Genomic DNA, 20,395 nt, shown 5'->3' on the forward strand with positions numbered 1-20,395 from the left:
GCGATGGAAACCGCGCTGAACACCCCGCCGGATGCAGTACAACACAGCCCCCGAATTTGAAACTCCAATCATTTTTCAGAGAGAACACATGCGTTCCGATTCTGCCCAAGCTCATTGTTTCATGCCGTACCCACCGGCACCGGTCGACAGCGCCGCAACCGGCCCGCTGCGCGGCTTGACCTTCGCGGTCAAGGATATTTTCGACGTGAAGGGCTATCCGACCGGTTGCGGCAACCCGCATCGGCTCGCCTTGTCCGGCATCAAAACCGAGTCGGCGCAGGTGGTGTCGCAACTGCTGGCGGCCGGCGCCGAATTCATCGGCAAGGTGTGCACCGACGAATTGGCTTTTTCGATGAACGGCAAGAACGCGCACTACGGCACGCCGCGTAACGGCGCCGCGCCGCAGCGCATCCCGGGCGGTTCCAGTTCGGGGTCGGCGTCGGCGGTGTCCAACGGCTTGTGCGATTTCGCACTCGGTACCGACACCGGCGGTTCGGTGCGTGCGCCCTCCAGCCATTGCGGGCTGATCGGCCTGCGTCCGAGCCATGGACGTGTCAGCCTCAAGGGCACCATGGATCTCGCGCACGATTTCGACACTTGCGGGTGGTTTGCGCGCGATATCGACACCTTTACCCGGGTTGGCGACGTGCTGTTGGGTGTGGACAGCGTGAGCCTGCCGCATGCGCCGAAGGTGCTGGTGGCAGCAGACGTTTTGACGATGCTGGCACCGGCCGTGCAGCAAACGTTCGCAGCGGCCCTTGCGCGGCTGACACCGATTCTTGGCAAGGCCGAACCGGTCAAGGTCGCGCAGCATTCATTCGACACCCTGTATTGGGCCTTTCGTCATATCCAGGGCTATCAGGCCTGGCAGCATCATGGCGAGATCATCGAGCAATATGGCCTGCAGCTCGGACCGGGCGTCAAGGAACGGTTTGCCTGGTCGAGCGCCATTACTGCGGCACAGGTCGCCGAGCATGAAGCGGTACGCGCCGCGTTTCGCACAGAATTCAACGAGTTGCTGGGCACCGGGTCCGTCATGGTTCTACCGACCATGCCGGATGTCGCGCCCTTGCTCAGCGATAGCGAAGACGCGCTGGAAAGCTATCGCGACAAGGCGATCCGGATGTTGTGCCTGTCCGGTCTGTCGGGCTTGCCGCAAATTTCGCTGCCGCTCATGCAGATCGATGGCGCGCCGTTCGGTTTCTCGTTGATCGGCCCGCACGGCAGCGACCGCGCGCTGTTGCAGTTGGCGCGTCGCTTATTGGCTTGAGCGGACCAGCCGCGGGTGCACTCGCGGCGACGCGCGCAGCCATATCCAGGTCGCGGCGGCTGCCAGTGCGAACCCCAGCATGACGCCACTGGCCGCGAGCGCGCCCTCGCGGGGAAACAAGAACGCCACCAATGAGCTCGACGCTGCGCCGCACAGCATTTGCAACGACGTCAGCAGACCGCCGGCCGCACCCGCAAATTGGGGCAGCGGGTTGAGTGCGCCGCGCGCCGCGCTCGGTGCGGCCAGACCGAAGCAGAACGTGGCCATGGCGAAGCACGGCATCGCGTGCACGAGCGTGAGCGTATGCAGCATGCACAACGCGACCAGCATGGCGGTGGCCGCCACTGCCGTGCAGATTGCCGCGGCCAGCACATGTTCGGGATCGACGCCATGGGCGCCCAGGCGTTCATTGAGGGTGGCGCCGACCACGATCGCCGAGCCCGTGAGCGCGAACATTGCGCTGTAAAGCACTGGGCTCACGTGCAGCACGTCTAGCAGGATCAGCGGCGAAGCCGCGACATAAGCGAACATCCAACCGAAGCCGAAGCCATTGATCAGAATATGGGCGAGCACGCCGCGGTGTGTGAGCAAACGCCGGTAATTCTGGCCGAGAGCCGCGAGCATTGCGACGACGCTGCTGTTGCTGTTGCCTTCGCCGCCGTTGACATTGACATTGACATTGACATTGACGCTGCCGCCATCATTGCCATTGCCGCCAACTTCGTCTCGCGTGGCCGTCGCGTTTTGTGCGCGTCGCGGCTCGCCAGCGTTGCGCGCCGGTGCGCTTTCCGCCAGCCCCCACGATGTGACCAGCGCTACCGCTGCACCGCACAGCGCCATCACGCCGTAGATCCCACGCCAACCTAGCACGGCGAGCAACGCAACCCCGATCGACGGCGCGACCACCGGCGCCACATTGGCAACCACCGTAATTGCGGCGAGCCGCCGTTGCATGGCGGTACCTTCAAACAGATCTCGCACGATCGCGAACGCAAGCGTCATGCCGGCGCCCGCACCGGCACCTTGCACGAGGCGCGCGCCGAGCAGCACCGCGATGGTAGGCGCACAGGCGGCCGCTAGCCCACCGAGTGCGAACAGCACGAGGCCGGTTAACAGCACCGGCTTGCGCCCATGGCGATCTGCCAATGGTCCGTAGACGATCGGGCCGCCTGCAAAGCCCGCCATGAACAGGCTCAAGGTCAAACCGGCCGTGCTCGCGGACGAATCGAGCCCGCGTCCGATTGCACCGAGCGCGGGCAGGGCAAGGTCAATCGAAATCGGCGGCAACGCGGCCAGTGCGCCGAGAAACAGCGCAAACCAAAGTGATGCGGGTTTGATTTTCATCATGTCGATATCGGCTATTGTTGCGGCAGCAGCACGACTCGGCCCGGCGCGCCTTGATCGACCAACTGGTACGCGCTTACGGCTTGGTCGAGCGTAAAGGTTTGCTCGATCACCGGTGGCAAATAGCTGCCGTCTTCGAAGCCCGGCCGCAATTGCTCGAGTATGTCGGCGTAGGTAATCAGATCGCCCTTGAGCGTATCGACGCCATACAGACGACTCTCGTTGTGATAGAAATCCGCGAGGTTGAACGACACCTGTGCACGATCGCCGGCCGATATTTCGATCAAGCGGCCTCGCACGCGCAGCATCTGCAGCGCAGTCTCGAACATCGAGCCACCGACCGTATCGAAGATGACCGCAACGCCCGCACCGCCGGTTAGCGCGCGCACCTGTTCTACGCTGTCGCCGAGCTCGGGCGTGACGATATGGTCGACGGCGCCGTGCACCGGCGCATCGGCCGGCGGCTGATTGCGGGCCACGCCGATGATGGGCGCGCTCGTGCCGGCCTGGTTTGCGACGCGCCGCGCGATTTGCGCCGCTGCGCCGCCGACGCCGCCCAGTCCGATGATCGCCAGGCTTTCGCCCGCCGCAAAGCCGCTCGCCTGAATCAGCCCGCAATAGGCGGTGATGAAATTGACGCCAATCGAGGCAGCCTGGATGTGGCTCAGGTTGGCCGGTTTGCGGCGCAAGCTTGCAACCGGCACAACGATGCGCTCGGCATGGGTGCCTTCGCGTGTGAAGCCGACGTCGCCGCCTGAACCCCACACTTCGGTGCCCAGCCACTGCGCCGGGCCTTGTGTGACCACGCCGGAATAATCGCGCCCGGGTGTGCGCGGCAGCGTGGTTTGCGACATGCGCCCTGCAACGTTTTTCACGTCGCTGGGGTTGATCGATGCGGCATGTACGGTTACGACGGCGGTGTCCACGCCGGCGACGGGGTCGGCGACTTCCTGGACGTGCAGCACGTCGGGTTTGCCGTGACGTTCGAAACGGATGGTTTTCATGGGTTGGCCTTTAAAGCGTTGCTGAGAGTGCGGTAATAAAGAGGCTGTAATAAGGTGCTGTAGCTCGATCGCGTAGTCGCATTATTGCGCTCGGCGGGCGGTTCGAACAGCGTCCGGTCAGGATGGCTTCTTTGCACTGGTCGCAAAGATGCGGCACCATTGCGGGATGGACGATATCAATGATTTGCGCCTGTTCGCACGCATAGTCGAAGCCGGCAGCCTGTCGGCGGCGGCGCGTTTGCTCGATTCGTCGCCGGCGGCAATGAGCCGCAGGTTAAGCGCGTTGGAGACCCGTCTCGGTGTGCGCTTGGCCACTCGCACGTCGCGGCGCTTTGACCTGACGGTCGAAGGCGTGGCGTTCCACGAGCGCGTACAGGCTATTCTGAGCGCCATCGAAGAGGCGGAGCGCGAGGTGAGCGTAAGCGCACGCGTGCCGCGCGGCTTGCTGTGCGTGGGAGCGCCCTCGGAACTTGGGCGCAAGCGCATTGCGCCGTTGGTGCTCGAATTCAGCGAACGCTATCCCCATGTGGAAGTGCGGCTGGTGCTGTCGGATATCGGTCTCGACGTGGTTGACGATAACCTCGATGTGGCGTTGCGCATCGGATTGCCGCCGGACACCGGTGTGATCGCAAAGAAGTTGCTGGCGAGCCGCCGCGTGGTGTGCGCCGCGCCCGCCTATCTGGCGCGGCACGGCTTGCCCGACACGCCCGAGTCGCTCGGGCAGCACGATTGCATACGTTTGGTGCGCGGGCAGCGCACATTCGATCGCTGGATGTTTGTCGAGGACGGCCGGCCGCGGGAAGTGCAGGTGCGCGGCACGCTGTCCAGCGGCAGCGGCGAGGTCGTGCACGATTGGGTCCTGCAGGGGCGAGGTATCGCACTGAAAGCCCATTGGGATATCGAGTCCGACCTTGCTGACGGCTCATTGGTGGAGTGTCTATCGCAATTCCACTGTGACGCTATCGAGCTTTATGCGGTATTTGCGAGCAAAAAACATCTATCGCCGCGCGTGCGTGTGTTCCTCGATTTCGTGCAGGAGCGGCTATCTCGGTGATTCCAGAAGCCCGAGCAGCGAACCGCCGCTCTTGACCGTGCCCAGCACCATATTTGAATTGATCGACATGACACCCGGCGTTTTATAGAGTCGATTGACGATAAATTCGGAATAGTGCGTCAGGTCGCGCGCTCGCACGGTCAGGATGTAATTGGCCTGCCCCGTCACGATAGTCGCGGCGATCACCTCAGGCCAACTCAACACCGACTCGACGAATCGCTCGTGCCACTGGTCGACATCCTGCCGCATCGAAACCTGCACCAGCGCTTCCACTTCCAACCCCAGGCGCTTCGGATCGATCTCGCAACGGTATCCGGACACGATGCCGTCCTCTTCGAGCAGCCGGACCCGGCGCAGGCATGAGGATGGCGAAAGCGCGACCTGCGCGGCCAAATCCTGATTGGAGATCCGGCCGTCGCGGCTGAGTTCGGCGAGTATCTTCAGATCGGTCTTGTCGAGTTGCATGTGGCGTAATCCGTCAGAATTAATGAGATTATTCGAATTTTATTTCATAAATAGCCGAAACAGCATCGATTAAGCAAGCAAATTCGACGGATTAATGGATAACATGGAGTTCTGTTCATCTCCTTGCCCTCTCCTTTACGGTACCGCCATGAGGCTGCTTTTCGATATCAGCGCGCCGCTTTCTCCTGCCACGCCCACTTGGCCAGGCGATACCCCATTTCAGCAGGGCAGCAAGTGGACGATAGGTCCGGGCTGCCCGGTCAACGTGGGCTGCGTTACGCTGTCGCCGCACACCGGCGCGCACGCTGACGCGCCGCTGCATTACGCACAGAACGGTGTCGCGATAGGCGCCGTGCCGCTCGACTACTACCTTGGGCCCGCGCGCGTGATCGATTGCGTTGGCGTGCGTGGCGTAGTTGAGCCCGAGCATGTGCGGGCCGCACTGGAAAACGTGCCGCCGCGCGTTTTGCTGCGCACTTATGCGCAAGCGCCGCTGGACCGCTGGGACCCCGACTTCGCCGCCATATCGGCTGCCACGATCGATTTGCTGGCGAGCTGTGGCGTACGCCTGATCGGCATCGATACGCCTTCGATCGATCCGCAAGAATCGAAGACGATGGACGCGCACTATGCCGTCGAACGCCATCGTATGGCGATACTCGAAGGCCTGGTGCTCGACGGCGTGCCGGTGGGCGACTACGAATTGATCGCACTTCCGCTGAAGTTCGCGACACTGGATGCGAGCCCGGTGCGAGCGATACTGCGTTCGCTTTGATCGTCGGACATTGAACTCCGCGCGTTGCTACTTGCTTTGATATTTCCCCCCGCACATTCCTCACTCGAAAGATCCGACCGACCATGACTATCCAAACCCGTGAACAAGCCCTCGCTCTCGACCGCGACGATGCGCTTGCGCCGCTACGCACGCAATTCGCGCTGCCCGCGGGCGTGATTTACCTGGACGGCAATTCCTTGGGCGCAGCGCCCCGTGCGTGCGCGGCGCGCGCCCAGGCGGTGATCAACGACGAATGGGCGCGTGACCTGATCGGCAGTTGGAACAGCGCGGGCTGGTTTGCGTTGCCCAAACGCCTGGGCAATCAGCTCGCGCCGCTGATCGGCGCAAGCGATGGCGAAGTCGTCGTCACCGACACCATTTCCATCAACCTGTTCAAGATCCTCTCAGCGGCGCTACGCCTGCAGGCTGCACGCGATCCGTCGCGGCGGGTGATCGTCTCCGAGCGCTCGAACTTCCCGACCGATCTCTACATCGCACAGGGTTTGATTGAACAGCTCGATCGCGGCTATTCCTTGCGCCTGGTCGATAGCCCCGACGAATTGCACGAGGCGATCGACGAGCGTACGGCCGTGACGCTGATCACCCATGTGAACTATCGTACCGGCCATATGCACGATATGGCGGCACTGACTCAGCTCAGCCACGAGCGAGGTGCGCTCGCGATATGGGATCTGGCCCATTCCGCCGGCGCGGTGCCGGTTGATTTGAATGGCGCACAAGCGGACTACGCGGTGGGCTGCACCTACAAGTACTTGAACGGCGGCCCGGGCGCACCGGCTTTTCTCTGGGTTGCGCCCGCGCATCAGAACGAATTTTCCCAACCGCTGTCGGGTTGGTGGGGCCATAGCGCACCGTTTGCGATGCATCCGGAGTACCAGCCGGAGCAAGGGGTCGGGCGTTTCCTGTGCGGCACGCAGAGCATTGTTTCGATGGCCTTGGTCGAGTGCGGCCTGAATATTTTCGAACAGACCGATATGGTTGCGGTGCGGCGTAAATCGCTGGCGCTGACCGATCTGTTTATTGCACTGGTCGAGCAGCGCTGCGCCGCTTTTCCGCTCGAGCTGGTTACACCGCGTGAGCACGGCCGCCGTGGCTCGCATGTGAGCATCGAACATCCGCACGGCTATGAGGTGATGCAGGCGCTGATTGCGCGCGGCGTGATCGGCGATTACCGTGAGCCGCGCGTGTTGCGCTTCGGGTTCACGCCGCTGTACACCCGCTTCGTCGATGTCTGGGATGCAGTCGAAATCCTGCACGAAATTCTCGCCGCCGAGACTTGGCGCGCACCCGAGTTCAGCAAACGCGGGCTCGTGACCTGATGGATACGACGAAGCGGGAGACAGGCAATGAATAAGCCAGCGGATCAGCCGACAAATCAACCGGCAAATGGACCGGCGCAGAAGCGAGCACACGCCGAAGACGCCAAGTCACCGGTGCTTGCCGAAGGACACAGCGACGGGGTCAGCGTAGGGGGCAGCGAAGGATCCAGCGCAAGCGGCGGATGCCCATTCGGCTACGGTGCCCCCGCAGCGAGCGATCCGCAGAGTGCGCCACCCGCACAAGACGGCTGGCATAACGCCGAACTCGACTTCTCCAAAACGATGGGTTACGGCGATTATCTATCGCTGGGCACGCTGCTCGATGCCCAGCATCCCTTGTCACCCGACCACAATGAGATGCTGTTCATCATCCAGCATCAAACCAGCGAGTTATGGATGAAGCTGGCACTTTATGAATTGCGCGCCGCGGTCCAGGCGGTGCACGATGACCATATGGCGCCGGCATTCAAAATGCTTGCGCGAGTCTCGCGTGTGTTCGAACAACTCGTGCAGGCATGGAGCGTGCTTGCCACGATGACGCCATCTGAATACTCGGCGATCCGACCATACCTGGGCCTATCGTCCGGATTCCAATCGCATCAATACCGGCAACTCGAATTCCTGCTCGGCAACAAGAACGCGCAGATGCTCAAGCCGCATGAGCACCGGCCGCAAGTGCACGCCGAACTCAAGGCGACGCTCGAAGCGCCGTCGTTTTATGACGAAGCGGTGAAAGTGCTGGCGCGCCGCGGCTTCGCGATCGACGCCACGCGCCTGGATCGCGACTGGACCGGGCCGACCGTCCACAACGCGAGCGTCGAGGCGGCGTGGCTAGCGGTGTACCAGGACCCCACGCGTTATTGGGATCTGTATGAGCTGGCTGAAGAGCTGGTCGACCTCGAAGATACATTTCGGCAGTGGCGCTTCCGGCACGTCACGACCGTTGAGCGCATCATCGGCCTCAAGACCGGTAGCGGCGGCACCAGTGGGGCCTCGTACCTGCGCAAGATGCTCGATGTGGTGCTGTTCCCCGAGCTTTGGCAAGTGCGCACTTCGCTATAGTGCTCGTCACTGACTATACTGATTGATTGCAGGGCACTAAAGATCACGCTAAAGATCCATGCAGGTTTGTAGGGGCGGAAGAGAACTTGCGGCATACTCCTTGGGTCAAATTAGCCCACCCATCGGAGAGCAGCACATGAAACCAGGCATCTTGGCCATCGATATCGGAGGCACCGGGCTCAAAACCGTGGTGATCGACCATCGAGGCGAAATGGAGACGACTCGGGTGCGCGTGCCCACGCCCCATCCGTGCCCCCCGGAGGTGTTGCTCGATAAGCTCGTCGGCATGACCGCGTCGCTGCCGCCCTTCGATCGCATCTCGGTAGGGTTCCCCGGTGTGGTACGTAACGGCGTCATTTCTACCGCGCCCAATCTGGGCACCGCGGACTGGGCCGGGTTCAGGCTCGCCGAGGCGATTTCCCGGCAATTCGACAACAAACCTGTCAAGCTGATCAACGATGCGGACATGCAAGGCTTCTCGCTGGTTGCCGGCGTGGGGATCGAGCTGGCCATCACGCTGGGCACGGGCATGGGCACGGCATTGTTTCGCGACGGCGAATTGATGCCGCACATGGAACTCGCTCATCACCCGATGCACAAGAACAAAACGTATGACGAATACTTGGGTGATGCGGCCTATAAAAAAATCGGCAAGAAGCGCTGGAACAAACGGGTCGGCCGCGCGCTGGCGCTGCTCGAAGCGCTGTTTTCTCCCGATCGGCTATTTATCGGCGGCGGCAATGCGCGTAACCTTGAGATCGAGCTACCGGAAAACGTCACGATAGGTTCGAACGACGCCGGCCTCGAAGGCGGAGCCGCAGTATGGCGCAAGCAGGGTCTCAAGATCGCTGCGATCCACACCGGGCCTTGAAGTGTCAGCGCGGGTCATGGGCGGGTCGTGAATCTCCCGCGCAATGCCCCCATGGGACCCCATGGCTAGCTCCGTGAACTATGGGTGAACGCCGGGTGAACTATGTAGCAGCGGGTCAGCCTAATCCACGAGGTGCTGAGTGGAGGGGCCCGCTGCTTGCTGTTTCGCTCGATCCAATTTCGCCATCATGATCGGGAGTTCGACGATGACCACTGTTGCATCCAATACCCCTTCTTCTATTCCCCACGACGGCTCAGATGCCGCACTGGATCTCCTAAGCATCAATACCTTGCGCACGCTCGCAATGGACGCGGTGCAAAAAGCCAACTCCGGGCACCCCGGTACGCCGATGGGGTTGGCACCCGTGGGCTACACACTGTGGGGCCAGTTTTTGCGCTATCACCCTGAGCATCCCGATTGGCCCAACCGCGACCGCTTCGTCTTATCGGTCGGGCACGCATCGATGCTGCTCTATGGGCTCTTGCATTTGAGCGGTGTGATCGAGATGGATGCTGATGGTAAACCGACCGGCAAACCCGCAGTGAGCTTGGCCGATATCCAGCAGTTTCGTCAGCTCGATTCGAAGACGCCGGGGCATCCGGAATATCGCATGACCACCGGCGTGGAAACCACGACCGGGCCGCTCGGACAAGGCTATGGCAACAGCGTCGGGATGGCGATGGCGCAGCGCTGGCTGGCTGGGCGTTTCAATCGCGACGGCGCGACGCTGTTCGACTATCGCATCTATGCGCTGGGCGGTGACGGCGACATGATGGAAGGGGTTTCAAGCGAAGCTGCGTCGCTGGCCGGGCACTTGAAGCTGGCCAATCTATGCTGGATCTATGACAACAACACGGTCACGATCGAAGGTCACACCGAGCTCGCCTTCAGCGAAAGTGTGGCGGAGCGTTTTCGCGCTTATGGCTGGCAGACGCTGCATGTCAAGGACGCGAACGACACTGCGGCGCTGGCCGCCGCTATCGAACAATTCAAGCGCACGCAGGATCGGCCCACGCTGATCGTTGTCGACAGCGTGATCGGTTACGGCTCACCCAATAAGCATAACTCGGCTGCAGCGCATGGTGAGCCGCTGGGCGTCGAGGAAATTCGCTTGACCAAGAAGGCGTACGGCTGGCCCGAGGACTCTTCGTTCCTGGTGCCGGACGATGCGCGCAGCCGGCTGCACGACGCGATGGTCAAGCGTGCCGCGCCCGAATTGGAACGCTGGGAAAAAGCGGTGGCCGCGCTCAGCGCAGCCGATCCCGCGCGCGCCGATGAGCTGCGCCGGATGCGCGCGGGCGAAATGCCCGACCAGTGGATCGATGCCCTTCCTGATTTCAAGCCCGACGCGAAAGGGATGGCGACACGCGAATCGTCCGGCAAAGCGCTCAACGGTTTTGCCGTCAAGGTACCGTGGTTGCTCGGCGGTGCAGCGGACCTCGCACCTTCCACCAAAACCAAACTGACATTCGACGGGGCCGGCAGCTTTGAGGCCGGCGACTATACCGGCCGCAACCTGCATTTCGGCATACGCGAACACGCGATGGGCGCGATCGCCAACGGCATGGCGCTATCGTATCTGCGACCCTTCACCGCCACGTTCCTGATATTCAGCGACTATATGAAGCCGCCGATGCGGCTAGCCGCCCTTATGGAAGTGCCGACGATCTTCGTGTTTACGCACGATTCCATCGGTCTGGGCGAAGATGGCCCGACTCACCAGTCCATCGAGCAGCTTGTGCACTTGCGCGCCATACCCGGCATGATCACGCTGCGTCCTGGCGACGCCAACGAAGCGATTGAGGCCTGGAAGATTGCCCTCGCGCAAACCCGGCACCCCGTTTCGCTGATTTTGTCTCGTCAGCCCTTGCCGACGTTGGACCGTAGCGTCTATGCTGCGGCAAGCGGCACGGCGCGCGGTGCTTATGTGTTGGCCGACTCTAAGGATAAGCCGGCTGAGGTGATACTGATCGGTACGGGCAGCGAAGTATCGTTGTGCGTACAAGCCTATGAAAAACTGAAAGCCGAAGGCATTGCAGCGCGGGTCGTTTCGATGCCGAGCTGGGAGCTTTTCGAATCACAGAGCGCCGAGTATCGCGAGAGCGTGCTGCCTGCTGCGATGAGCGGGCGTGTCGCGGTCGAGCAAGCGGGTCCGATAGGTTGGGACCGCTACGTGGGCGCCCACGGGGCGAAGGTAGTGATGCATAGCTTCGGCGCTTCCGCGCCGATCGAGAAACTCCAGGCGCGATTCGGCTTTACGGTCGAGAACGTCGTGAAGGTGGCGAAAGAACAAGCGCAACAAGCGCAACAAACCCAACATGCAGGGAGTACAAGATGAGCAACATGCTGCGCCAATTGAGCGAGGCTGGACAAGCCGTGTGGCTGGATTTTGTCAGCCGTGAATTTTTAACCTCCGGTGGACTGAAAAAGCATATCGAAGAAGACGGCTTGACCGGCGTTACTTCGAACCCTTCGATTTTCGAAAAAGCGATGGGCCATGGATCGGATTACGATGCGAGCCTGCAGGCCGTGTTGAGCCGCGCGGATACCGGCGTGGTCGATCTTTACGAACGTCTCGCGATCGAAGACATCCAGGCCGCAGCCGATGCGCTGCGCCCGGTCTACGATCGTCTTGCGGCCAAGGACGGCTATATCAGCTTCGAAGTCGCGCCTTACCTCGCGAACAACACCGCCGGTACTTTGGCGGAGGCGCGCCGGTTATGGGCGGCGGTCGATAGGCCGAACCTGATGATCAAGGTGCCGGGTACCGATGCGGGCGTGCCGGCGATACGCCAATTGATCGAAGAGGGTATCAACGTCAACATCACGTTGCTGTTTTCCCGCGAGGCCTATCGCAAGGTAGCGCAAGCCTATATGGAAGGGCTGGAAGCACGCATCAAGGCGGGTAAGGACGTGAGCCGCATCGCCAGCGTAGCCAGTTTTTTCGTCAGCCGTATCGACGCGCAGATCGACAAGAAAATCGATGGCAAATTGGCGGCAGCCACGCCTGCCGATCAGCAGACGCTCAAGGCACTTAAAGGCAAGGTAGCCATCGCCAATGCCAAACTCGCCTACCAGGACTACCTCGAACAGAGCCGCAGCCCGCGTTGGAAAAAACTCGCGGAGCATGGCGCGCATCCCCAGCGTTTGCTATGGGCATCGACCGGCACCAAGAACCCCGATTACCCCGATACCTTGTATGTCGACGGGTTGATTGCCGCTGATACCGTCAATACGATACCGCCGAAAACGATGGATGCGTTTCGCGACCACGGCAAGGTCGCCGAAACACTGGCGGCAGGCGTCGATGAGGCCAAAAAAGTGCTCGCCGATACCGAGCGTCTAGGCCTCGATTTGGCGGGCGTGACGCATGATCTGGTCGTGGATGGTGCTCAGCTGTTCGCGGATGCGGCCGATGCGCTGCTCGCGGCGGTGGGCGCCAAACGCATTGCGTTTCTCGGTGAGCGTCTCAACGAGGCTCACTATGATCTGCCCGATACACTGAAGAAATCGGTGGAACAAAGCCTCGATCGCGCGCGCAGTGAGGGTTGGGGGCGCCGTGTGTGGGCGGGCGATGCAAGCTTGTGGACCGGTGGCGATGAAGCCAAATGGCTGGGCTGGCTGCCGGCGGGCCAAGGCAAACAGGTCGATGCGGCTGCCGTCGCGGAACTGCTCAAGGCTTTGCGCGCCGAAGGCTATACCGACGCGGTGCTGCTCGGCATGGGCGGCTCCAGCCTGGGTCCGGAGGTGCTCGAGAAAACCTTGGGTGTGTCCAAGCACGGCGGCCTTACATTGCATGTGCTCGACTCCAGCGACCCCGCGCAGATCGCGCAGATCGAAAGCAAGGTCGATTTTGCGCGTACCGTGTTCATCGTTTCCAGCAAGTCGGGTTCGACGCTGGAGCCGGAGATCTTGAACGCCTATTTTCTGGCGGCCGCCGAGAAGGCGGTCGGGGAGAAAGAGGCGCCCAAACATTTCGTCGCTGTGACCGACCCCGGCTCCAAGCTGGATGCGCTCGCGAAGCAGCGCCGCTACCGGGCGATCTTCCATGGCGATCCGGCGATCGGCGGTCGTTATTCGGTGTTGTCGGTATTCGGCATGGTGCCCTTGGGTGTGATGGGGCATGACGTCGCCGCCTTCTTCGACGCCACCCAGCCCATGGTGCGAGCTTGCGACGCGGGTTCGCCGCCGGCGATCAACCCTGGTGTCTACCTGGGTGTGGTGCTCGGCGAGTCGGTGAAAGCGGGACGCGACAAGGTCACGGTGTTTGCTTCGCCCTCGCTGGCCAGTACCGGATCGTGGCTGGAGCAGTTGCTGGCCGAATCGACGGGTAAGCAAGGCAAGGGCATCGTTCCTGTCGATCTCGAACCGATCGGCAAGCCAAATGTGTACGGCAGCGATCGGCTATTCGCGTTTCTGCGCGCAGAAGGCGATGCGGTGGGTGAGCTCGATCGTCAGGTGGATGCGTTGGCCAAGGCCGGGCACCCCGTTGTGCGCATCACGCTCAAGAACCTGGCGTTGATAGGCCAGGAATTTTTCCGCTGGGAAATCGCCACCGCGATTGCCGGATCCGTCATCGGCATCGACCCGTTCGATCAGCCCGATGTGGAGGCGAGCAAGCTCAAGACGCGGGCGCTTACCGACGCCTTTGAGAAGAGCGGCAAGCTCGCGCCCGAAACGGCGTTTGCCGAAGATGGCACGCTGATGTTCTTTGGCGACCCCGCGCTGAAAAGCGATGGCAGTGCGCAAGGCATTATCGCGGCGCATCTGGCGCGGCTTCATCCGGGCGATTACGCCGCCGTGCTGGCCTACATCGAACGCAACCCAGCGCATCAAGCAATCATCACGGAGCTGCGCAAGACGCTGCGCGATGAAAAGCATGTCGCCACCGTAGGCGGCTTCGGTCCGCGTTTTCTGCATTCGACCGGCCAAGCGTACAAAGGCGGTCCGAACACGGGGGTGTTCCTGCAGATCACCGCGGACCCGGCGCACGATCTGGCAATTCCGGGGCGCGCGATCAGCTTTGGTGTGGTCGAGGCGGCTCAGGCGCGCGGCGATCTCGAAGTGCTGGCCGAACGCAAGCGGCGTTATCTGCGCGTCCATATCAAGGGCGGCGATATCGAAGGCGGGTTGAAGCACATCGTGAAAGCGGTGACTAGTCAGTTCAGTTGATCAAGGCGCTTGCAGCAAGCATGACTTGAAGACACCTCGTCAAGCCGCTTTTAGCAAGAATCACCCAAGTCCACCTTACACGCGGGAGTACCACGACATGCAACTCGGCATAATTGGTTTGGGTCGGATGGGCGGCAATATCGCACGCCGCTTGATGCAAAAGGGCCACGAGACGGTGGTGTTCGACCGCAGTAGCGACGCGATCGCCAGCATAGTCAAGGATGGCGCGAAGGGCGCGGCTAGCGTCGAGGCGATGGTGAAGGCGCTGGCTAAACCCCGTGCCGTGTGGGTAATGCTGCCCTCGGGAGAACCGACCGAGGATATGGTCGATCAATTGAGCAAACTGCTCGAAGCGGGCGACACGATCATCGACGGCGGCAACAGTTTCTACAAGGACGATATTCGGCGCGGCGCGGCGCTGGCCGAGAAAAAACTCGATTACGTGGACGTGGGAACTTCGGGTGGTGTCTGGGGGCTGGAGCGCGGCTATTGCATGATGATAGGCGGCGACACCGCGGTGATCAAACGGCTCGACCCGATCTTCGACACGCTGGCGCCGGGCTATGGCTCGATCGAACGCACGCCGGGACGCGCGGCGGGTGACGACCGCGCTGAGCGCGGCTATATCCACGCGGGCCCCATCGGCTCGGGCCATTTCGTCAAGATGATACACAACGGCATCGAGTATGGCTTGATGCAGGCTTACGCTGAAGGCTTCGAAGTCCTCAAGCAAAAGTCCTCCGAGACGCTGCCCAAGAACGAGCGCTACGATCTGAATATGGCCGACATTTCCGAAGTATGGCGGCGCGGCAGCGTGATTTCTTCGTGGCTGCTCGACCTTACTGCGCAGGCGCTGGCACAGGACGCGTCGCTGGCCAATTACTCGGGCACCGTTGCCGATAGTGGCGAAGGGCGCTGGACGATAGAAGCGGCCATCGAAGAAGCGGTGCCGGTGCCGGTGCTGTCCAACGCGCTATTCGCTCGTTTCCGTTCACGAGAAGAGCACGCCTATGGCGACCGCATGCTCTCAGCGATGCGCTTCGGCTTCGGCGGTCACGTCGAACAAGGGCCGAAATAATGGCGGCATCGAAAACCAAACCGCCGGGCAAAACCAAGCCGCCGGCCAAAATCAAGCCGGGCAAGGCGCCGCCAGCGCCCGCTGCCACCTTGTTCTTGTTCGGAGCGCATGGCGACCTCGTACAGCGCTTGTTGATGCCGGCGCTGTACAACCTGGCCCGTGACGGTTTGGTCGGGGCCAACGTGCATATCGTTGGCATCGATCACATCGACAGCACCGACCAGCAGTTTTGCGATCACCTTTCGGCATTCATACGCTCTGCGGCCAAGGGCGGCGCAAAGGCAGCAAAAGGTGCCGGCAAGACGCTGGACCCCGCGTTGTGGAGCAAGCTGACAAAGCGCATCTCATACATCAAGGGCGACTTTCTCGAAGATGCCACCTATGCCGATATTGCGGCCAAACTGGCCGAAACGGGCACCGGCAACGCGCTGTTCTATCTGGCCACCGCGCCGCGTTTTTTTGGTGAAGTGGCCGATCACCTCGGCAAGGCAGGGTTGTTCTCCGAGAGTGCAAAAGGCGCTAAAGGGGCCGGGGGCGCCAAAGGCGGTAAGGGCGGCTTTCGGCGCCTCGTGATCGAAAAGCCGTTCGGCTCCGACCTGGCGTCTGCCCAGGCTCTGAACGCGCGCTTGCTCAAGAGCGCGCCGGAGGAACAGATCTACCGGATCGATCACTTCCTGGGCAAGGAAACGGTGCAGAACATTCTGGTCAGCCGTTTCTCCAATGCGCTATTCGAGTCGTTCTGGAACAACCACTATATCGACCATGTGCAGATCACCGCGGCCGAAACGGTCGGAGTCGAGGAACGTGGTGACTTTTACGAGCACACAGGCGCACTGCGCGACATGGTGCCCAACCACTTGTTCCAACTGCTCGCCATGATTGCGATGGAGCCGCCATCGGCGTTTGGCGCGGACGCCGTACGTGGCGAGAAAGCCAAGGTGGTGGGTGCAATCCGGCCGCAGACCAAGAAAGAGGCGCTGGCGAATTCGGTACGCGGCCAGTATCGGGCCGGGGAGATAGCGGGCCAGGATGTGGTGTCTTACCGCAGCGAGCCGAACGTGGCCCGCAGCAGCGACACCGAAACCTATGTCGCGCTCAAGGTGATGGTCGATAATTGGCGCTGGGCTGGCGTGCCGTTTTATTTGCGCACGGGCAAGCGACTGAGTGCGCGCGATACGCAAATCGCGATCTGTTTCAAGCCTGCGCCGTTTGCACCGTTCAGGGAGAGCGCCGTCGAAAGACTCAGGCCCAATTATCTGGTGGTGCAGATTCAGCCCGACGAGGGTATGTGGTTTGATTTTCAGGCCAAACGCCCTGGGCCCGAACTCCAGGTCGAACACGTGGAGATGGGCTTCGCTTACGCGGACTTCTTCGAAATGACGCCGTCCACCGGTTACGAAACGCTGGTCTATGATTGCCTGATCGGCGATCAGACCTTATTCCAGCGCGCCGACAATATCGAAAACGGTTGGCGTGCGGTGCAGCCGTTTATCGATGCGTGGAAAAGCGGCGGCGCCAAGGTTGCGGTCGAGGGCTATGCGTCGGGTTCGGACGGCCCCGCGGGCGCTGATGCGTTGTTGGCTCGGGACGGACGCACTTGGCATAAATTGGGGTGAGGAACGACACTATGCGTAGAGCGCTGCGCCTGAAGCACATGGCCTTGGCTGCCGTTGCTCTTGTTGCTGCATTACCGTTTTGCGGCGCCTATGCCGCCGGCACCGGCATGACGGTGTATTCGAGCGCGTTCGCCGACGGCGCGACCATCCCCCGCCAATACGCAGGGACTGGTGAATGCGGCGGCAAGGGGCAGGCGTTCCAGGTAAGCTGGACCAATCTGCCTGCCGGTGCACGTAGCGTCGCCGTGAGCTTGTTCGATCCTGATGGTGCGAAAGGTATGGGCGTGTCGCACTGGATTGCCTACAACATCGATGCTACGCGCTCGCAGCTCGTCGAAGGCGAAGGGCAAGAGGATGGCAAAAGCGCCACACTGGGCACCAACAGCGCCGGCGCGAAGGTGTATCGCGGACCTTGCCCGCCTGCGGGCGACACGCCTCACCACTATGTGCTCACCGTGATCGCGCTCGATCTTCCACCCGATGCGCTGCCGGGCGGACTGGACCGCGCAGGGCTAATGGCTGCTGTCAAGGGCCATACGCTGGGCGGGATGAGCATAGTCGGGCGGTATGCGCGCTAGCGCCAGCATCGCCGTTCGTAGTTCCCCATGGTAGTTGAACGTCCAAGTGTATGGAGATTGAAAAGTTATGAAGGCTGCGCACTATTCCTCGAAAGGTCTCGCTCGAGACGTGCTGGTCGTTGACGAGCAGCGTGATCCGGTAGCTCAAGTGGGCGAAGTCCTGGTGCGCATCGCGCACTCGGGCGTGAATCCTTCAGACGTCAAAAACCGCTCGGGCCTCTTCAGCTCCGCAATGGAGTTCGCGAGCGTTATTCCTCACAGCGATGGCGCTGGCGTCGTCGAGGCAGTTGGAGAGGGCGTTTCGAAACAGTGGATCGGACAACGAGTCTGGACGATCAACGGCCAGTGGCAGCGACCGTTCGGTACAGCCGCTGAATTGATCGCCTTGCCCGAAAGCCAGGTGGCGCCGCTGCCTGACAGTGTGTCGACCGAGACGGGTGCCTCACTGGGGATTCCGCTTTTGACGGCCTGGTACGCGGTGCATGCTTGCGCAGGACTTCTGGGCAAGACGGTTCTCGTCTACGGGGCCACGGGCGCGGTAGGGAGCTACGCGACGCAATTGGCCGCGCTCTCGGGCGCAAGAGTCATAGGCGTGGCCGGCAGTCGCGAGAAGTGCGAACTCGCTTCCCGCCTTGGTGCCGAGTGGGTCATCAATCGTAACGAGCAGGATGTGACGGCTTCGGTACGTGAGATCACGGGCGGCCGAGGTGTGGACGCCATCATTGAAGTCGACGCGGCAGCCAATGCAGGAAAATATGGAGAACTATTGAAGTTCGACGGTGATGTGATCATCTATGGTTCGGGGGCTACCTCTGTCGAGGTTCCGTTCAGGCCGATGATCGTGGGCTTTGTGAATCTGCGGTTCTTTATCGTCTACAAGTTGCCCATCCCGCTGAGGAAGGCCGGCATCGATGTGCTCACCCCTCTGTTGAAACGAGGGGCGCTGCAACATCCTCAGGTCGAAATTTTTCCGCTGTCGGAAATCGCGAAGGCCCACGAACGCGTCGAGTCGGGTGCGAACGCAAAGATCATCATCGATACGCTCGCATAGAGGTTTGCAAGCCTCAGGCCTCAATCTTCAGGGCACTCTTTTCAACCCCCGCTGTGATCCTGGTTGATCCGATTCATCGGCTTTAGCGGGTCGAAGGTCTGCCAACGTCCGTCGGCTACCGTACCTTCGCCGCGCTCGATATCTCGTCCACCCAAGGTTCTGAACACCTTGACCACGGTTTCTTCCTGGGCCTGTTCGGATACGCCTACGGCAATCATCAAGCCGGCTTTGCGGGGCTCGTCGACGGGAGCCGTCTCATGAGTGCCGTGCGTCTTTTTGATTTCTGACAGCCCCCCGGTCAAGGAGCCGACGTAGGCGCCCGCCAGCGCGCCTATCGCCGGTGCCACCGGCCCAGCGACGGGCGCACCCGCCAAACCCACCACGGCCCCTGCCGCGGCGCCAGCGACGATACCCTTGGCGCTGCCGGCCGGTGACTTTTCTGCGCGTTCGTGCGCTGGTTCCACTTCGGTGAGTTGTTCTTCCGGGGTGGTTCCTTGTTCGCGCGGTGGCGTCAGGTAAAACGACGCTATCGCGCCCGCGTCGATGTGCACGCGCTCTAACGCTTCTACGGTTTGCGTTACCTGGTCTTGCTGATCGAAACGGGCTGCAATGATGTATTCCATGAAATTCTCCCCATCGATTGTGAGTTTTGAGTGTCGAACTCTCCGGCACGCTAGTTGCGTGCCAATGTCCGTAAAGGTTGGTCATTGCACGGCGGATACCGGCTTTCAGCGACCCGCTGCCCGATTGTCGGAGCGGCGTAGCCACGTATGCGCGTGTAAAAGATGCCAACATCAGTAAATTTGGGTAGGGCGCGCGACTGCGGGTACTAACACTGAAAACACTGAAGTACGAGCACACAGAAAGCGGCACAGAAAGACGACCCAGGGGGCTTTGCATGTCCGAAAAAAAACACGCTATTTCATCGCCGATCGATAAGCAGGAATCCATTACGTGGTCGCGTGTGACGCGACGAAGTTTCCTGTGCTCCGCCGCAGCGATCATGGCTTTTGTCGGCGCGGCGGGTCGGCTACGCGCGGCCACATCCATGACAGCGGATCAGCCATCGATGGCCTTATCTGCCGCGCAGCCTGCCGTGAACTATGTGCCGCCCGTGCCGATGACCCTGCAGGTCAACGGTCAACAACACCAATTCCTCGCCGAGCCGCGCCTCACTTTGCTGGACGCGTTGCGCGAAACCCTGCATCTGAGCGGCACCAAAAAAGGCTGCGATCGCGGGCAGTGCGGTGCGTGCACGGTGCTGGTGGATGGGCGGCGAATCAACTCATGCCTGACGCTGGCGATCATGCATCAAGGGCAAAACATCACTTCGATAGAAGGCCTCGCGCATACGAGCAGTGCCACTCCCACCGCATTGAACACCGGTGGATTGAATGGCGCTGCATCGAATATTGCTCAACCCGTACTGCATCCTTTGCAAGCGGCCTTCATCGAGCATGATGCTTTTCAGTGCGGGTACTGTACCCCGGGGCAACTCTGCTCCGCGGTAGGTGCGATCCAGGAGATGCGAGACGGCATGCCCAGCGCGGTCACTCAGGATGTGAAGACAACCCAGACCACATTCAGCGATGCGGAAATTCGCGAGCGCATGAGCGGCAATCTATGTCGCTGCGGTGCTTATCCCAACATCGTTGCGGCAGTGCGCACGGTCCTGATCAAATCGACTTGATATAAGAGCGGCACGCGCTGCGGTT

The 20,395-nt window shown here is 61.3% G+C and carries 17 protein-coding genes; 13 read left to right on the forward strand and 4 right to left on the reverse strand.

What is annotated here, in order from left to right; all coding sequences use genetic code 11:
* The first annotated feature begins 88 nt into the window (after positions 1 to 88).
* Positions 89 to 1,270, forward strand: coding sequence for an amidase (locus tag GSQ77_RS01450; protein WP_158898288.1), 1,182 nt, complete (start codon positions 89 to 91; stop codon positions 1,268 to 1,270).
* Here GSQ77_RS01450 and GSQ77_RS01455 read toward each other — a convergent pair.
* Together GSQ77_RS01455 and GSQ77_RS01460 are read right to left on the reverse strand one after the other, a co-directional pair.
* Positions 1,259 to 2,617, reverse strand: a complete 1,359-nt coding sequence (locus GSQ77_RS01455; RefSeq protein ID WP_158898290.1) for an MFS transporter — start codon at positions 2,615 to 2,617, stop codon at positions 1,259 to 1,261. The two genes, GSQ77_RS01450 and GSQ77_RS01455, sit on opposite strands and share 12 nt — an antisense overlap.
* Before the next feature lie 11 nt (positions 2,618 to 2,628).
* A complete protein-coding gene (locus GSQ77_RS01460; RefSeq protein WP_158898292.1) occupies positions 2,629 to 3,618 on the reverse strand; it encodes a zinc-binding alcohol dehydrogenase family protein in 990 nt (329 codons plus the stop codon).
* A gap of 166 nt (positions 3,619 to 3,784) precedes the next feature.
* On the opposite strand from GSQ77_RS01460, the gene GSQ77_RS01465 reads away from it, so the two are divergent.
* Positions 3,785 to 4,672 carry a LysR family transcriptional regulator gene (locus GSQ77_RS01465; protein ID WP_158898294.1) on the forward strand — a complete coding sequence of 296 codons (888 nt, stop codon included), beginning with the start codon at positions 3,785 to 3,787 and terminating at the stop codon, positions 4,670 to 4,672.
* Here GSQ77_RS01465 and GSQ77_RS01470 read toward each other — a convergent pair.
* Complete coding sequence (locus tag GSQ77_RS01470; protein WP_158898296.1) at positions 4,661 to 5,137, reverse strand: Lrp/AsnC family transcriptional regulator; 477 nt, start codon at positions 5,135 to 5,137, stop codon at positions 4,661 to 4,663. The genes GSQ77_RS01465 and GSQ77_RS01470 overlap by 12 nt on opposite strands.
* Positions 5,138 to 5,285: 148 nt before the next feature.
* Between GSQ77_RS01470 and kynB the strand changes: the two genes are divergently transcribed.
* From kynB to GSQ77_RS01520, 10 genes are all read left to right on the forward strand, one after another.
* A complete protein-coding gene (kynB, locus tag GSQ77_RS01475) occupies positions 5,286 to 5,912 on the forward strand; it encodes an arylformamidase (protein WP_158898298.1) in 627 nt (208 codons plus the stop codon).
* An 89-nt stretch (positions 5,913 to 6,001) separates the two neighbouring features.
* Positions 6,002 to 7,252, forward strand: coding sequence for a kynureninase (gene kynU, locus GSQ77_RS01480; RefSeq protein ID WP_158898406.1), 1,251 nt, complete (start codon positions 6,002 to 6,004; stop codon positions 7,250 to 7,252).
* 27 nt (positions 7,253 to 7,279) lie between these two features.
* Complete coding sequence (gene kynA, locus GSQ77_RS01485) at positions 7,280 to 8,314, forward strand: tryptophan 2,3-dioxygenase (RefSeq protein WP_158898300.1); 1,035 nt, start codon at positions 7,280 to 7,282, stop codon at positions 8,312 to 8,314.
* Positions 8,315 to 8,450: 136 nt separating this feature from the next.
* Positions 8,451 to 9,185 (forward strand): ROK family protein, encoded by a 735-nt coding sequence (locus GSQ77_RS01490; RefSeq protein WP_158898302.1) that lies wholly within the window; start codon positions 8,451 to 8,453, stop codon positions 9,183 to 9,185.
* A gap of 205 nt (positions 9,186 to 9,390) precedes the next feature.
* A complete protein-coding gene (gene tkt, locus GSQ77_RS01495; RefSeq protein WP_158898304.1) occupies positions 9,391 to 11,523 on the forward strand; it encodes a transketolase in 2,133 nt (710 codons plus the stop codon).
* The gene (locus tag GSQ77_RS01500; RefSeq protein ID WP_158898306.1) at positions 11,520 to 14,357 is read left to right on the forward strand and encodes a bifunctional transaldolase/phosoglucose isomerase; all 2,838 of its coding nucleotides are present in this window, start codon (positions 11,520 to 11,522) and stop codon (positions 14,355 to 14,357) included. The genes tkt and GSQ77_RS01500 overlap by 4 nt, the downstream gene beginning before the upstream one ends.
* Before the next feature lie 25 nt (positions 14,358 to 14,382).
* Complete coding sequence (gene gnd / locus GSQ77_RS01505; protein WP_301951134.1) at positions 14,383 to 15,435, forward strand: phosphogluconate dehydrogenase (NAD(+)-dependent, decarboxylating); 1,053 nt, start codon at positions 14,383 to 14,385, stop codon at positions 15,433 to 15,435.
* Positions 15,435 to 17,051 carry a glucose-6-phosphate dehydrogenase gene (zwf, locus tag GSQ77_RS01510; protein ID WP_158898310.1) on the forward strand — a complete coding sequence of 539 codons (1,617 nt, stop codon included), beginning with the start codon at positions 15,435 to 15,437 and terminating at the stop codon, positions 17,049 to 17,051. Before gnd ends, zwf begins: the two co-directional genes overlap by 1 nt.
* An 11-nt stretch (positions 17,052 to 17,062) precedes the next feature.
* Positions 17,063 to 17,629: a YbhB/YbcL family Raf kinase inhibitor-like protein gene (locus GSQ77_RS01515; RefSeq protein WP_254067402.1), complete on the forward strand. Its 567-nt coding sequence runs from the start codon at positions 17,063 to 17,065 to the stop codon at positions 17,627 to 17,629.
* A 67-nt stretch (positions 17,630 to 17,696) separates the two neighbouring features.
* Positions 17,697 to 18,680, forward strand: a complete 984-nt coding sequence (locus GSQ77_RS01520; protein WP_158898312.1) for an NADPH:quinone reductase — start codon at positions 17,697 to 17,699, stop codon at positions 18,678 to 18,680.
* A gap of 41 nt (positions 18,681 to 18,721) precedes the next feature.
* Here the strand turns inward: GSQ77_RS01520 and GSQ77_RS01525 are convergent, their stop codons facing one another.
* Positions 18,722 to 19,303, reverse strand: a complete 582-nt coding sequence (locus GSQ77_RS01525; RefSeq protein ID WP_158898314.1) for a hypothetical protein — start codon at positions 19,301 to 19,303, stop codon at positions 18,722 to 18,724.
* A 275-nt stretch (positions 19,304 to 19,578) separates the two neighbouring features.
* On the opposite strand from GSQ77_RS01525, the gene GSQ77_RS01530 reads away from it, so the two are divergent.
* A complete protein-coding gene (locus tag GSQ77_RS01530) occupies positions 19,579 to 20,370 on the forward strand; it encodes a 2Fe-2S iron-sulfur cluster-binding protein (RefSeq protein WP_158898316.1) in 792 nt (263 codons plus the stop codon).
* The last annotated feature ends 25 nt before the right edge of the window (positions 20,371 to 20,395 follow it).

The sequence above is a fragment of the Burkholderia sp. L27(2015) genome, from assembly GCF_009765705.1.
Taxonomy (GTDB): Bacteria; Pseudomonadota; Gammaproteobacteria; order Burkholderiales; family Burkholderiaceae; genus LMUX01.

Coding starts and splice junctions, on each gene's coding strand:
- GSQ77_RS01490 (WP_158898302.1), top strand. CDS start 8,451: ATGAAACCAGGCATCTTGGCCATCGATATCGGAGGCACCGGGCTCAAA.
- GSQ77_RS01515 (WP_254067402.1), top strand. CDS start 17,063: ATGCGTAGAGCGCTGCGCCTGAAGCACATGGCCTTGGCTGCCGTTGCT.
- GSQ77_RS01450 (WP_158898288.1), top strand. CDS start 89: ATGCGTTCCGATTCTGCCCAAGCTCATTGTTTCATGCCGTACCCACCG.
- GSQ77_RS01455 (WP_158898290.1), bottom strand. CDS start 2,617: ATGATGAAAATCAAACCCGCATCACTTTGGTTTGCGCTGTTTCTCGGC.
- GSQ77_RS01465 (WP_158898294.1), top strand. CDS start 3,785: ATGGACGATATCAATGATTTGCGCCTGTTCGCACGCATAGTCGAAGCC.
- tkt (WP_158898304.1), top strand. CDS start 9,391: ATGACCACTGTTGCATCCAATACCCCTTCTTCTATTCCCCACGACGGC.
- GSQ77_RS01500 (WP_158898306.1), top strand. CDS start 11,520: ATGAGCAACATGCTGCGCCAATTGAGCGAGGCTGGACAAGCCGTGTGG.
- kynB (WP_158898298.1), top strand. CDS start 5,286: ATGAGGCTGCTTTTCGATATCAGCGCGCCGCTTTCTCCTGCCACGCCC.
- kynA (WP_158898300.1), top strand. CDS start 7,280: ATGAATAAGCCAGCGGATCAGCCGACAAATCAACCGGCAAATGGACCG.
- GSQ77_RS01460 (WP_158898292.1), bottom strand. CDS start 3,618: ATGAAAACCATCCGTTTCGAACGTCACGGCAAACCCGACGTGCTGCAC.
- GSQ77_RS01530 (WP_158898316.1), top strand. CDS start 19,579: ATGTCCGAAAAAAAACACGCTATTTCATCGCCGATCGATAAGCAGGAA.
- GSQ77_RS01470 (WP_158898296.1), bottom strand. CDS start 5,137: ATGCAACTCGACAAGACCGATCTGAAGATACTCGCCGAACTCAGCCGC.
- zwf (WP_158898310.1), top strand. CDS start 15,435: ATGGCGGCATCGAAAACCAAACCGCCGGGCAAAACCAAGCCGCCGGCC.
- GSQ77_RS01525 (WP_158898314.1), bottom strand. CDS start 19,303: ATGGAATACATCATTGCAGCCCGTTTCGATCAGCAAGACCAGGTAACG.
- GSQ77_RS01520 (WP_158898312.1), top strand. CDS start 17,697: ATGAAGGCTGCGCACTATTCCTCGAAAGGTCTCGCTCGAGACGTGCTG.